Consider the following 14839-nt stretch of genomic DNA (forward strand, 5'->3'; position numbering starts at 1 on the left):
ATAATCTACGCCTGAGTAGATAGTAAAGAATAGACAGATATACAACATGATAGCAGCCATTGGCAAGCCGATACCTTCAAATGGTAGATTATCAACTAGCAGTAAAATAATTGCAACCATTTGAGTGGCCGTTTTAATTTTTCCTGGCCATGCAGCGGCTAAAACTGTTCCGCCTTGTTCCACTAATAGTAACCTTAATCCAGTAACTGCCAATTCTCTACATACAATAATAGAAACGACCCAAGAAGGAGCTAAATTTTGTCCAACTAAAATAATTAAAGCAGTCATAACTAGCATTTTATCAGCTAAAGGATCGGCAAACTTACCAAAATTTGTTACTAGTCCTTGCTTACGTGCAATTTTTCCATCTAGCCAGTCTGTGAAACTTGCTAAAGCAAATAAAACAGCACCTATCAGTTGGGTGACTTCAATCGTAGAACCTAAAAGATGAATAACTCCCCAATCAAATGGTGCTAATACGATAATAACAAATAGTGGAATCATAAAAATTCTCAGTACTGTAAGTTTATTCGGTAAGTTCAATTTTTTTGCTTCCTCTCTTGATCAATAAACATCAACTATTTATAAAAACTCTTCCCGCAAAAAGTTCTTGCTAGATAAAGCTCTCTTTTACGAGTTTACTCAAATTTAAATTCAATTTCTTGTCGGACTGAATTCTCTGCTTCGGGAGCATAAGGAACATCTTTGCCATTAAAATTAACTTTTGTTGCAGGTGCGTTTCCAATTATAACGACTAAAGACGAAGTTCCGTCTGGAATTTCTGTTTCTAAATTAGAGCCATCCGTTATTAACTGAGCATCAATCGTAGTTCCGTCTCCTTCAACACTGACCCATGAATCTCCACCTGAAGCTGTTAGTATCAATGAACTTCCTTCAAAAATTCCTGTAACAGAATAAGTTGTTGTCGATCCATTAGAAGATAACAGCTCTATTCCTTGAGCTTCTTCACTCTCTTCAGACACTGCTGACTCTGAAGATTCCTTTACTGATTCTTCTTCTGAAATAGAATCAGCACTAGAGACAGTTATTTCATCAGACTCTTTTGTAATCATGTCTTCATTTCCTTGATTATTTGTTTTAATTACAGCAAAATAGATAGCCGCTACAATAGCTACCGCTAAGAGGCCAATTAAAATTGTAGGCAAATACTCTTGAACTTTTGTCAAAAAGACATTTTCAGTATTCTTTCCAGAACGTGTTTGATCCGTAGAGACTTTTTCTACATATTCCTCATCATGAGTATGCGGCACTGCATCCGTATATTCTTCTAGTAGTTGATCTCCATTTAAACCAACAGTATCTGCGTATTGTTTAATAAATGCACGCGCATAAAATTTTCCAGGCATGACATCATAATTACCTTCTTCAATCGCAATCAGGTAACGTTTTTGGATTTTTGTCATTTGTTGCAAATCATCTAACGTGTATCCTTTTGCTTTTCTTGCTTCTTTTAATTTTTCACCAATTTCATTCAACTGTCTCACCTACCTGTTCTCTTTATTAGAGAGAAAATCTCATATCATTTGCATTATAACATACCTTTTACACTAGAAACATTAATTTTTCCTTATACCGTATAAGAATAGTATCTTTCTACTTTAACCAGCCACCACTGACAACAATTGATTGTCCCGTCATATACGCACTTCTTTTATCGACTAATTGAGTGACCCAAAAACTGATTTCAGAGACATTTCCTAGTCGACCTAATGGAATTTCACTTTCCAATTCTTCTACTTCAGCTGGAGTAAAGTCTTGATTCATTTTAGTGGCAATAGCTCCAGGAGAAATAGCGTTCACTGTTATCCCTAAGCTGGCCACTTCTTTACTATAAGCTTTAACAAAGGCTAATTGAGCACCTTTTGTTGTGCTGTAAAAAACTTCCATTGCGCTCCCTATTTCCCCATAGATAGAACTGATAAAAATAATTCTGCCATGTGTTGAATGAGCTAGCTTATCTTGCAAGTGTTGAACCAATAAAACGGGCGTTTTAACGTGTACTCTCCACATACGATCCATATCCGTTGAAGAAATCTCTGTCAATAATTGATAGGTAGTAAAACCACTAGCAAAAACAACTACATCTAACTGATAGATGGATTGAAGAAAAAGAGAAATCCCTTCTTCTTCAGTCATATCTAGAGGCAACGCAAAAAAATCTTGTTTGGGATAATCCATTTGATAGTTGCGTATTTGTTCCTCTACACTCTTAGGATTGGAATGATAGTGCAAATAAAGTGACCAACCTTTTTCAGCCATTTCTTGTGCAATGCCTTTACCAATATCGCCGCTTGCTCCCATAATCAACGCAAATTTCACGCCTCATTCTCTCCTTTTGGCAAAATATGGAATGTGGTCATATGATCTTCAACCATAAATTCATCAGCTGCTTTTTTTATCTCTGTCAATGTAACACTTTCAATGATAGGAACAACATCAAATAAAGTTGCCTCGCCATATGAAGGTTGACTAAATTGATTAGCAATATATTCTAAAGAATTTAAAGACTGCAATTCTTGACCAATCATTCGTTTTTTTACAATCGTTAGATTTTCTTCTGTTAGCTCTGAGCTATTTTTAGCATCTAGCAATATTTTTTTAATTTCATCACTAAAAACAACAGAATCTTTCGTATCTCCACCAATGTCAACAAAATGGAAAGTACGGTCTAAATTAAATTCATAAGAGAAACTATCATCTATTATTCCTTTATCATATAGATTCAAATAATTCGCTGATGTAGGACCAAACAATAATGTCAATAATAGATCCATTGTCGTTTTGTATGCTAAAGCTTTTACACCACTCGGTATCTCAGTTACCCCTTTTACGCCAACAATACTTTTTGGACGATTAACTGACATTTGAATAAAGTCATATGGTTTAATATCTTGTATGGTTTCTTCGGGAAAAATACGTTCAATTGGTTCAACTGGCAAAAATTCTTTCTTTGATTGGTTTTCTCGAATCAACTGCATCGTTTCTTCAGGATCTAATTTTCCTACTACAAATAAGCTCATATTACTTGGATGATAAAAAGTTGCGTGATTTTCGTATAATAATTCAGGCGTAATGTCCATGATACTATCTACTGTTCCAGCAATATCGATATGCAATGGGTGTTTAGGATACATATTGCCTAAAACGCCAAAATACAAACGCCAGTCTGGTTCGTCTTCATACATTTGAATTTCTTGAGCAATAATACCTTTTTCTTTATTGACCGTTGCATCTGTAAAATAAGGCTCTTGAACAAAATCTAATAAAGTATTCAAACTTTCTGAAACATGGTTCGTACTAGAAAATAGATAAGCTGTTTTAGTGAAACTTGTAAAAGCATTAGCTGACGCACCTAGTCGACCAAAAGTATTAAATACATCTCCATCTTCTTTTTCAAACAGTTTGTGTTCTAAAAAATGAGCGATGCCATCTGGAACTGTAATCATTTCTGTTTTCCCACGAGGAACGAATTGATTGTCGATTGAACCAAAATTCGTAGAAAATAAGCCATATGTCTTATGAAAGTCATTTTTTGGTAATAAAGTTACTCGTAAGCCGTTCTCAAGCGTTTCTGTATAAATCGTTTCTTGTAATTGTTCATAAATTTTTTTATCCATTATTTCGCCTCCGCTGTTAAAAAGAATGTTGCTTTTAATTTCACTTTGTTGGCCACTTCAATAATATCTTCTTTTGTAACTTTTTCAATTCTAGCTACCCACTCGTCGATTGAAAGAATCGTTTCTTTAGCTAATTCTAACGCATAGATACGCTCAATAACGGCACCAGCATTATCTTCTGATTGAAATAGTTGATTTTTCAACATTTCTTTCGTTTGAGAAATAGCTTCATCTGTAAAGTTACCAGCCTGCATCTCTTTCAATTGTAGAGCAATTATTTCTCTAACTTGATCAACTTTTTGACCATCAATACCAGTTTGAACAGTCATCATGCCTCTGAATGTGTCCATAGAGCTAGAAGCATAATAAGCTAAACTTTCTTTCTCACGCACGTTCATAAACAATTTCGAATGCGGAAAACCACCGAATAAACCATTGAAGACTTGTGCAGCATAATACAGTGGATCGTGGTAAAAAATCGCTGTTGTATAACCCAAATTAAATTTAGCTTGGGTTATTTCTTGTTGCTCCGTCTTATTTTCAACTTCGTTAGCTGCTGGTTCATTGTAGAAACTACTTGATTTCAATACTTTGCGAGGAGCAAACTCAAATTGCTCAAAAGCAGACCGAATTTCATTTTCATCAACATCACCTAGGACATAAATATCCACCTTATCATGATTTAATACATCTTGATAATACTCATATAGCGATGCAGCTGATATTTCTTCCAAATCTTCTTTCGAACCTACACTTGGCGTTTGTTGATCCACATTTTCAAAAAAGAGCTCTTGCAATGCAAGACTAGCATAAGTTTGTTTGTCATCAAAAAGTGAATCATAATAATCGACTAAATTCGCTTTTTCTCTCTTAAAGGTTTTATCATTAAACTGTCCATCTGTTACATTTGGTTGGAAAATTATTTCTTTCAAAAAGTCGATACTTTCTTGCAAAACATTGTCTCCTTTTGAAAGATACTTTTCATTGACTAAATTTATACTCATTGATAGGATATGCGTATTTCCTTTTTTGCTTACGCCTGTTCCAAAGCTAGCTCCATACATATTGGAAAGAGCACTTCTTAATGCTGTTTGAGTCGGGTACTTTTTACTATTTGTTTCTAATAAATTTGCTAACATAGCTCGCTTTGTAACGGTTTTCTTATTTAACGGTGCACGAAATTTCAACATTATTCGAATTGTTTTGTATTTCTTGGTGGGGAGTACATGCAAATGGACCCCTTCATTTAATTGAATGGACATAATTTATTCCTCCTCTAACTTAAAAAAACGTTCAGTATCTATCTTAAAATAAAAAGTAAAAAAAAGAAAGCAACAACGGACATAGAAGTCCGTTGTTGCCAAAATGTGGCTTATTTTGATTTAATATATGTTTTACCGCCTGCTGCTGGTCCTTCAGATTTACCAATTACTCCGACCAATACAATAATAGTGATCACGTATGGTGCGATTTGTAGCCATACACTTGGAATATCTTGGATGATTGGTATATAGTTTCCAATAACCCCTAGACTTTGAGCAAAACCAAAGAATATAGCTGCTCCCATTGCACCAAGAGGATTCCATTTACCAAATATCATTGCTGCCATTGCGATAAACCCTTGTCCCGCAATCGTTGAAGCTTGGAAACTTAATGAGATAGACTGAGCTTGAATCGCTCCTCCCATACCACCTAGTAAACCAGATAGCATTACACCTGCATATTTCATTAAGTAAACATTAATTCCTAATGTATCCGCTGCTTGAGGATGTTCTCCCACAGATCTTAGGCGTAAGCCAAAACGTGTTTTAAAGAGCACTACCCAGCAAATAATTGCAATTAAAATACCTGCAAAAGCTGGAGCTGAAGTTCCTTTAAAGAAGATATCGCCAATGATTGGAATACGATTTAATAAAGGAATCGTTACTTTACCAAAACTTTCTGTAATTCGGTCTGTTTGTCCAGCTCCACTATACAATACTCGTGTAAAGAAGATGGCTAAAGCTGGAGCCATTAAGTTGATAACTGTACCAGAAATAATGTGATCTGCTCTTAAATTAACTGTCGCTACTGCATGGATTAATGAAAAAACCACACCCACTAATCCACCAATTAGAGCTGAAATCCAAGGAGTCATATCCCCAAAAGCACTCGCAAAGGTTAAGTTAAATACAATAGAACTAAAGGCACCCATAACCATTATTCCTTCTAGACCTACGTTAACAACACCACTACGCTCAGAGAATGTTCCACCAAGGGCTGTTAACACAATAGGAGCTGAATAAACAAGTGATGATGAAACAATAAGTTGAAGCAATTGTACGATATCCATCTTATTTCACTCCTCCTTTGTTTACTCTTGCTCGTTTATCAATAAAATAGCGAATTAAGTAATTAGCCCCTACGAAGAAAATAATAGATGCGATTACAATATCTACAACTTCAGTTGGTACTCCTGAAATCATTGGCATACTATTTCCACCAATTTTCAATGCCCCAAACAAAATAGCTGAGAAGATAATCCCTACAGGATTACTTAATCCTAGCAAAGCTACAGCCATCCCATCAAATCCAATGGTTGGCATTGCACCTTGAGTAAAAATGTTTTGGAAATTCCCAAGACCTTCCATTACGCCGCCTAAACCAGCTAAACCACCACTGATTAGCATTGAAATGATAATTGTTCGTTTAGAACTCATACCAGCATATTCAGCAGCACTAGGATTTAATCCAACGGTTCTGATTTCAAACCCAGATGTTGTCTTTTTCATTAAGAACCATACAATAATAGCCATAGCTAATGAAATAAAGATACCAGCATGAAGAGTAGAGTTACTCGTTAGCTCGGTTAACCATCCTGCTCTTAAACTAGCACCCTCTGAAATACGAGGAGTTGCGTCTGCTGAATCAGTTAATACGTTACGGATCAAGTAATTTGTTGTATATAGAGCCGTATAGTTCAACATAATTGTGACAATAACTTCACTAGTGTTAAAATAGGCTCTTAAAAAACCAGCAATTCCGGCCCAAAGTGCACCAGCTAATACTCCTCCTAATATGCTTAAAGGAAGTAAAATTAAACCAGGTAGATCTGAGAAGATATTAGCTACCCAGACAGAACATAACCATCCTAGCAAAGCTTGTCCTGCAACCCCAATGTTAAAGAATCCCGCATTGTACGCCACAGAAAAACCCAAGGCTGTTAGAATAAGCGGTGTCGCTTGTCTTAATGTTTCACCAATATAAAATGATGATCCAAAAGCACCGTTTATCATTGCTGAATAACCATCAATTGGATTGTATCCAAAGATAACCATGATAATAGCACCCAATACAAATCCCATAACCACAGATAGTAGTGGCACTAATAAATTATTTAGCGTATCTTTTCTATTAGTCAATTCGAACACTCTCCTTTCCTTTTCCTTGTTTGATCAAAGAGCGAGCTTGTTCTAAAGAAGTACCTGCCATTAATAAGCCAAGTTCTTGTTGAGTTGTTTCTTTAGGATCTACAATGGCTACAATATTGCCTTCGTACATAACAGCGATTCGATCGGAGACGTTTAAAATTTCATCCAATTCAAAACTCATTAACAAGACCGCTTTACCATTGTCGCGTTGTTCAATTAAACGTGAGTGAATGTATTCAATTGCTCCTACATCAAGTCCACGAGTTGGTTGAGCAGCAATCAGTAATGACGGATCACGACTGATTTCTCTAGCAATAATCGCTTTTTGTTGGTTACCACCAGACAACGATCCAGCAGGAGTTGTTTCATTTTGTGTCCGTACATCAAATTCTTCAATTAATTTTAATGCAAATTTTTTGATTTCTTTTTGATTTAAAATACCATTTTTACTTAAAGGTTTTTTATAATAAGTTTGTAATGCGATATTCTCTTCTAATGACATCGGTAAAACTAAACCATATTTATGACGGTCTTCAGGAATATGCCCTAAGCCTAATTCGGTAATTTTACGAGGTGTTTTATTTTGAATTTCTTGCTCATTTAAAGTGATTTTTCCACTTTCAACCTTAGTTAATCCTGTTATCGCATGAATCAATTCACTTTGACCATTTCCGTCGATTCCGGCTATACCTACAACTTCACCAGCTCGTACTTCTAAGTTCAATCCTTTAACTGCATCTAATCCACGATTTTCTTTAACAGTAAGGTTCTCGATAGACAAAACAGTTTCTTTTGGTTGTGAAGCCTTTTTTTGTGTTTTAAAGGAAACAGAACGTCCAACCATCATATCTGCTAATTCTTGAGGAGAAGTTACTGAGACATCGACTGTATCAATACTTTTCCCACGGCGTATAACCGTACAACGGTCAGCAACAGCTTTAATTTCGTCAAGTTTATGTGTGATTAAGATGATTGATTTCCCTTCTTTTGTTAGGGCTCTCATTATACTTATCAGTTCATCAATTTCTTGAGGAGTCAATACTGCAGTTGGTTCATCAAATATTAAAATGTCTGCTCCGCGATAAAGTGTTTTTAAGATCTCTACCCTTTGCTCCATGCCAATTGAAATAGATTCTACTTTTGCACTAGGATCAACAAGCAAGCCATATTTTTCAGATAACTCTTTTATATCTTTTTTAGCCGTTTCTCTATCTAAAAAACCATTTTTTGTTTGTTCCATTCCTAAAATGATATTTTCAGTTACGGTAAATTTTTTCACTAACATAAAATGTTGGTGAACCATTCCAATACCTAATTTGTTTGCTACACTAGGTGAACTTATGTTTACCACCTGTCCGTTCACTAAAATTTCTCCAGAAGAAGGTTCTAATAACCCTGAAAGAATATTCATTAAAGTGGACTTCCCTGCACCATTTTCTCCTAAAAGAGCATGTATTTCTCCCTTTTTAAGTTGCAAATTAATATTGTCATTCGCTTTGAAAGTACCAAACTGTTTCGTAATGCCCTTCATTTCAATGACGTTTACTGATTCTGCCACGATGGTTTCACTCCTTTTATATTACTGAATTCATTATCTATTATAGTTGTTAGACAGACAAGTAGTTATCAACTTTTCTTTTTTAATTTTAATTGAATAATATAAATGCAAATACAAAAAAGTATTAGATAACTCAAAAGATAGGAAAAGACCGGAATATAAATATCCGGCCCTTTCACCTTATCCTATCTCTTAAACAACTGTTTAATGCAGAATATACTTATGGTGCTTCTGGAACTGTGATGTCTCCATCAATAATTTGTTGTTTGTAATCTTCTACTGATTTGATTACGTCTTCTGATAATGCTCCATCAGTAATCCCAACACTATCTTCAGCTAAACCAAAGTTGCTGACTTCTCCGCCTGGGAAGTTGCCTTCCATTGATGCATTTGCGATATCTTGAACAGCTTGACCTACACCTTTAAGTGTTGAAGTAAGTGTTAAGTTTCCGCCATCGTATTCACCTTCAGCAGTTTGATCACGGTCAACTCCGATTACCCAAAGTTTTTGATCTGGATTAGAATTCATGCGGTCAATAGCTTCTGAGAATACACCATTACCTGTATCACCAGATGCATGATAAATAATATCTGCTCCTGAACTATACATTGCAGCTGCTAATTGTTTACCAAGAGCAGCATCTCCAAATGAGCCTGCATATTCAACATCAATTTTAATGTCTGGATTAACTTGTTTAACACCGGCTACGAAACCAGCTTCAAAACGGTCAATAACAGCACTTTCTTGTCCACCAATAAATCCAACATGGTCTGTTTCAGTTGTTTCAGCAGCAGCAACACCTGCTAAAAATGCAGCTTCATGATCTTTAAACAATACAGATGCAACATTATCTGCTTTAATTTGGTCATCAATAATTACAAATTTTTGATCAGGTTTTTGTGCAGCGACATCTGTCATTGCTGGTTGTAACTTGAATCCAATCCCAAAAATCAAATCAAAATTGTTATTTACAGCTGTATTTAAGTTTGTAACAAATTGAGAATCTTCATCTGATTGAATGTAGTTGTATCCATCTGGTCCTTTTTCAAGTCCGTGTTCTTCTCCCCAAGCTTCCATGCCTTCCCAAGCAGATTGGTTAAAAGATTTATCATCAACTCCACCTACGTCAGTAACCATAATAATTGAATAATCTTCTTTTGAACCTGATGATGAAGCAGTATCACTTCCTTCATCAGCTCCACATGCAGCCAACGTTAAACTTGATAATAGACCTAGAGTCAATAGACTCTTAAAATTTCTACTCTTCACTCAAAAAACCCCCAATATTTTTTTAGTACGAATCAATGTGTCATTAATTCATCCTCGCATTTATAGTACCATCTTTATTTAAAAAGATAAACACTAAATGTGATTATTGAAAACGTTTTAGTTAAATATTGTTCAGTTTTTAATCTATCTTTAATATGTTGCAATCAATTTTGTTTGGCTTTAAGCATAAAGCTTGACTTAAAGAATGATTAGTAAAAAAAGCATCTATTAAGAAATCAACTTAATAGATGCTTTTTTTACTACTGTTCTATTTCTGTATCAGCCAAATGATCTTCACTAGCAAGTTGAGTAATATTTACCTTACGAGGTTTGCTTCCTTCAGATGGACCAACAATACCACGCATTTCCATCTCATCAATTAGACGAGCAGCTCGGTTGTATCCAATTCTAAATCGACGTTGCAACAGCGAAATACTAGCTGTCTGCATTTCAACGATTAATGCTACAGCATCTTCATAAACTTCGTCTTGGACCTCGTTTTGCGTCGTTTTAGGCTCTTCAGTCGGCATCATTTCTTCTACATAATTTGCTCCCTGTTGATCCGTTACGAATGTTACAATATGTTCAACTTCTTCATCTGAAATAAACGCACCTTGCACACGAACTGGTTTATTTTCACCCATTGGTAAGAATAACATATCTCCCCTACCTAATAATTTTTCTGCTCCACTGCCATCTATGATTGTTCTAGAATCGACACCACTAGAAACTGCAAATGCAATTCGTGAAGGTACATTAGCTTTAATAATACCCGTGATAACATCTACACTGGGTCTTTGAGTTGCTAAAATCATATGAATTCCTGCAGCCCGAGCCATTTGAGCTAACCGAATGATTGCATCTTCAACTTCATTGCTAGCTACCATCATTAAGTCGGCTAACTCATCGACAATTACCACTATAAAAGGCAATGTCGGATAATTTTCGCCATTTTCTTCATTATGTGTTTTTAAATGCTGATTGTATCCAGTGATATTACGCATTCCACTGGCAGCAAATAGTTCGTATCTTCTTTCCATTTCAGTAACGACTTTTTGTAATGCTTGAGCTGCTTTTTTAGGATTGGTTACGACTGGTGTCAACAAATGTGGAATCCCATTATAAACATTCAATTCAACCATTTTAGGATCTATCATCATTAATTTCACTTCATTTGGTTTAGCTTTCATCAATAAGCTAGTAATAATACCGTTAATACAAACCGATTTCCCGCTACCGGTAGACCCTGCAACAAGCAAGTGAGGCATTTTAGATAGATCAGCCATCGTAATATTGCCGGAGATATCTCTGCCAAGCGGTACTTCTAACATTTTTTCTTTATTGTTAACTTGCCCTTCAATTACATCTCTAAAAGAAACTAAACTTACTTCACTATTTGGAACCTCAATCCCTATAAAAGATTTCCCCGGAATAGGAGCTTCGATTCGAATATCTTTCGCAGCTAGTGCTAATGCAATGTCATCACTAAGGCTGACAATTTTGCTTACCTTCACACCAATGGCTGGCTGAACTTCATATTTTGTTACAGCTGGACCTAAATTGGCTTTGGTAACTTTTGCATCGACTCCAAAACTTTTAAATGTTTTTTCTAATTTTTGAACATTTTTTTGTATAAGAGCATACTCATTAGTTTGGTCATTTTGTGGTATTTCATTTAATAAATACGAAGGCGGCAACTTATAATCTTTGTTTTCTCTTTCAGCTCCTATTTCAAAATCGATTGTTTCTCCTTCACTATCTTCTAGAACATCCCCCGCTGTTTTTTCTGGGATAGGTTTCTCAACACGACTCTGATAATTGTCGATTTCTAGCTGCAACTGTTCATTCTTACCCTTATTAACTGGCTCTTCTTGTGCATCATTAGTTGATCCTATTTTTACTTTATTTTTCTTTTCTTTCGTCTCTTTTTTATCCTTTTTTGGATCTGTTATTTCAGCTGATTTTTTTATATTATTTATCCTCTGCAGCATAAAGTTTTTTAACTTTATCATTGTTGTCCATAATCTTTGCCAAATACTCGCTAACAACTGACCACTATTTTTCAAAAATGATTTAAATGATAACTGAAACAGTAAAAATATACCGAAGAAAAAACCTAGTCCTGCTATAAAATAGGTACCCCATTGTGAGAATAAGAAATAGCTAGCTGAATAAAAAACGGCACCAATCATTCCTCCTCCAAGTGATTGAGTGATTTCATTATTCGCCATATCGGTTATAAAAAAACGGAACGTAGCAGAAATCACATTCATATCTCCATGGATAATAGGAGCAAATAACCGGGCATGCAAAACTAATAATAGGCTACTGTAAATAAGTAAAAAACCCATGATTCGTTTATTTTTAAAATAAGGCTCTTTACCTTTAAAAACCAAGTACGCGCCATAAACGCCTACTAAAATAGCCGCTACTGTATAAGTATTGCCTACAAAGAAACGAAAAAGATTTGCACTAAATATTCCCGCAAAACCTGTTTGTGAAGCTGAAAAAACACTTAGAATAATAAAAATCAAGCCGATAATTTCAAAAGAAAGACGATAATTTGCGTTCTTATTAGTAGTATTGTTCTTTTTTTTCACTGCCACGATTTTCTTCCCTCCTTACACCTCTCTTTAATTATACACAAAATTTGATTTAAACGGAATGCAGTAAAGGATGAAATCATTATTGCCTGATTTCATCCTTTACTGGGACTATTTTTTAATTGCCTTTTCTTTCCATAGCAGCTTTCATAGCCAAAGCTAGTGGACTTTCAACTTCTTCTTGTTTATTTATTTTTTTCATCAACTTACTTGTTTCATGCTTACTAGGCTTCTTACTGCTCTTACCTTCTATTTTTTCAGTAATGTTACAGTATTTGCATTTAAAATAATTTCCATTTTTCCCTTCATGGATTTCCATTTTACGATGACATTGTGCACATCGATGATTCGATACTTTTGGGTCTTTTCTTCGTTTATATGAACACGTTGTACTACTACAAATAAGCATTTTCCCATCACGGCCACTACGTTCTTTCAATAGTTCACCACAATCCGGGCAAATTTTAGTTGTTAATGCATGGTCCTTATATGTTTCTGTGCTATTTTTTATTTCAGTTACTAATCGAGCCGTCTCATTTTTTATTTGTTTTAAGAACACTTCTTTCTTTAACGTTCCTTTTGCAATTTCCTCTAATGCTTCCTCCCATTTCCTTGTGAGCTCTGGAGTCACCAATGCGGGATTGACTAACGTTAATAATTGTTGCCCTTTAGGTGTTGTACTTAATTTGTTTTGATTCCGTTCCATTAAGTCGCTTTTAATCAACTTTTCAATAATTTCAGCACGCGTAGCCGGTGTTCCTAATCCGTTTTTCTCCATATTCTGAAGAAGTGTACCTTCTGATAAGCGAGCTGGAGCTTCTGTCAATTGCATTTGAATTGTATAAGTTGGCTGAGTTAGTTGTTCATTTAATTGATAACCCTTTTCTGATTGTTTTTGGACTTCTTTTTTCCATCCCTTTTCAATCACTTCTTCTTGTTGCAGACTAAATAAGGTAGTAGCCGCGGAGAACACTATGGTTGTTTTAGAAACGTTATAAGCGGGTAAAAAGAGTCCTATAAATCGTTCGACAACCATGCGATAAATTTTCAACTCATCTGCTTCCATTTTTTCTGGACGTGGACGTTCTTCAGTAGGAATAATCCCATGATGATCGGTTACTTTTGCAGTATTGAATACGCCTTTTTGAGTTACCTGAGCCCCTCTTTTCAGAATACCTTTTACTTCATCAGGTGCAAAATTTTGAATGGCCGCTACTCTTTCTTTCATCGTTCCAATCATGTCTTGCGTTAAATATTTTGAGTCTGTTCTTGGATAAGAAAGTACTTTATGGCGTTCATATAATGTTTGCATTAAACTAAGTGTTTTCTTAGCTGAAAATTGATAACGTAAATTCGCTTCACGTTGAAGTTCAGTCAAATCATAAGGCAATGGGGCCTGTTGAATAGATTGTTTTTCTTTTATTTCCTTAACGATTACTGATTTATTTTTTAAAGAAGCTACTAGATCTTCCGCTTTTTGTCGTTCACTAAATTTACGGAGCGCACTATCTTGTATTGTTGCTTTTTTTCCATCAATCACTAGCTGAACAGTATAGAAAGTTTCAGGTACAAACGATTGTATTTTAGCCTCTTGTTTGCGTACCATGGCTAGCGTTGGGGTTTGGACGCGTCCAGCAGATAAACTATCTTGATACTTTACTGTCAATGCTCTAGTAACATTCAAACCTATCAACCAATCGGCCTCTGAACGTGCAACAGCAGAATCATATAATGTATCGTATTTTTTACTTGGTTGTAATTGATTAAAACCTTCTTTTATCGCCTTATCGGTTTGCGAAGAAATCCATAATCTTTTTATCGGTTTATTAAAGTGGACATACTCTAATATCCATCGTGCAACTAATTCTCCCTCTCGTCCAGCATCGGTAGCAATAACTGCTGAACCAATGTCTTTTCGATCAGCTAGCTGCTTGATGGCTTTTAATTGACTTCTTGTATTTTTTAACGGTGTAGTTAACATTTTTTCTGGGATAAGTGGCAGTGTATTTAAATCCCAAGTCGCCCATTCTTTTTTATACTCTTCTGGCATTTTCAATCCTAATAAATGTCCCAATGCCCAAGTTACAATGACGTCTTTTCCTTCAATATGGGTCTTGCTTTTTTGAGTGGCTCCGAGTACTCGTGCAATTTCTTTTCCTACACTTGGTTTTTCGGCAATAATTAATGTTTTCATGATCGTTCCTTTCTTAAAACAGCTCATCATTCCTCTTTTTTCACTATATGAAATGCTGTGCATTCATTGTAAATTATCTTTATACTCAATGCAACAATACCAAAAGTCTGCTCTTTTTTCTTATACTCAGACTAAAGAATGATTGACCCCATTAAACACAATCGTT

General features: G+C 35.4%; 11 protein-coding genes. All 11 read right to left on the bottom strand.

Going from position 1 to position 14839, the window contains the following annotated elements:
• A partial coding sequence (pgsA, locus tag CAT7_RS03950) for a CDP-diacylglycerol--glycerol-3-phosphate 3-phosphatidyltransferase (RefSeq protein WP_007722205.1) occupies positions 1–543 on the bottom strand: 543 nt, incomplete at its 3' end.
• Positions 544–638: 95 nt separating this feature from the next.
• A complete protein-coding gene (locus tag CAT7_RS03955; protein WP_007722206.1) occupies positions 639–1496 on the bottom strand; it encodes a helix-turn-helix domain-containing protein in 858 nt (285 codons plus the stop codon).
• Between the two features lie 118 nt (positions 1497–1614).
• Complete coding sequence (gene ymfI, locus CAT7_RS03960) at positions 1615–2340, bottom strand: elongation factor P 5-aminopentanone reductase (RefSeq protein ID WP_007722209.1); 726 nt, start codon at positions 2338–2340, stop codon at positions 1615–1617.
• The gene (gene yfmH, locus CAT7_RS03965; protein ID WP_007722211.1) at positions 2337–3638 is read right to left on the bottom strand and encodes an EF-P 5-aminopentanol modification-associated protein YfmH; all 1302 of its coding nucleotides are present in this window, start codon (positions 3636–3638) and stop codon (positions 2337–2339) included. Before yfmH ends, ymfI begins: the two co-directional genes overlap by 4 nt.
• On the bottom strand, positions 3638–4900 hold the full coding sequence (gene yfmF / locus CAT7_RS03970; protein ID WP_007722213.1) for an EF-P 5-aminopentanol modification-associated protein YfmF: 1263 nt from the start codon (positions 4898–4900) through the stop codon (positions 3638–3640). Before yfmF ends, yfmH begins: the two co-directional genes overlap by 1 nt.
• Positions 4901–5010: 110 nt before the next feature.
• Positions 5011–5970, bottom strand: a complete 960-nt coding sequence (locus CAT7_RS03975) for an ABC transporter permease (protein ID WP_007722215.1) — start codon at positions 5968–5970, stop codon at positions 5011–5013.
• A 1-nt stretch (position 5971) separates the two neighbouring features.
• The gene (locus CAT7_RS03980) at positions 5972–7039 is read right to left on the bottom strand and encodes an ABC transporter permease (RefSeq protein ID WP_007722217.1); all 1068 of its coding nucleotides are present in this window, start codon (positions 7037–7039) and stop codon (positions 5972–5974) included.
• Entirely contained in the window at positions 7032–8579 is a 1548-nt protein-coding gene (locus tag CAT7_RS03985) for an ABC transporter ATP-binding protein (protein WP_035019391.1), read from the bottom strand. Before CAT7_RS03985 ends, CAT7_RS03980 begins: the two co-directional genes overlap by 8 nt.
• A gap of 247 nt (positions 8580–8826) precedes the next feature.
• Positions 8827–9876, bottom strand: a complete 1050-nt coding sequence (locus CAT7_RS03990; protein ID WP_029278207.1) for a BMP family lipoprotein — start codon at positions 9874–9876, stop codon at positions 8827–8829.
• 260 nt (positions 9877–10136) lie between these two features.
• Positions 10137–12482 carry a DNA translocase FtsK gene (locus CAT7_RS03995; protein ID WP_007722223.1) on the bottom strand — a complete coding sequence of 782 codons (2346 nt, stop codon included), beginning with the start codon at positions 12480–12482 and terminating at the stop codon, positions 10137–10139.
• A gap of 115 nt (positions 12483–12597) precedes the next feature.
• On the bottom strand, positions 12598–14673 hold the full coding sequence (locus CAT7_RS04000) for a DNA topoisomerase 3 (protein ID WP_029276362.1): 2076 nt from the start codon (positions 14671–14673) through the stop codon (positions 12598–12600).
• Between the last annotated feature and the right edge of the window lie 166 nt (positions 14674–14839).

It is taken from the genome of Carnobacterium sp. AT7 (assembly GCF_000171855.1).
In the GTDB taxonomy this organism is placed as follows: Bacteria; Bacillota; Bacilli; order Lactobacillales; family Carnobacteriaceae; genus Carnobacterium_B; species Carnobacterium_B jeotgali.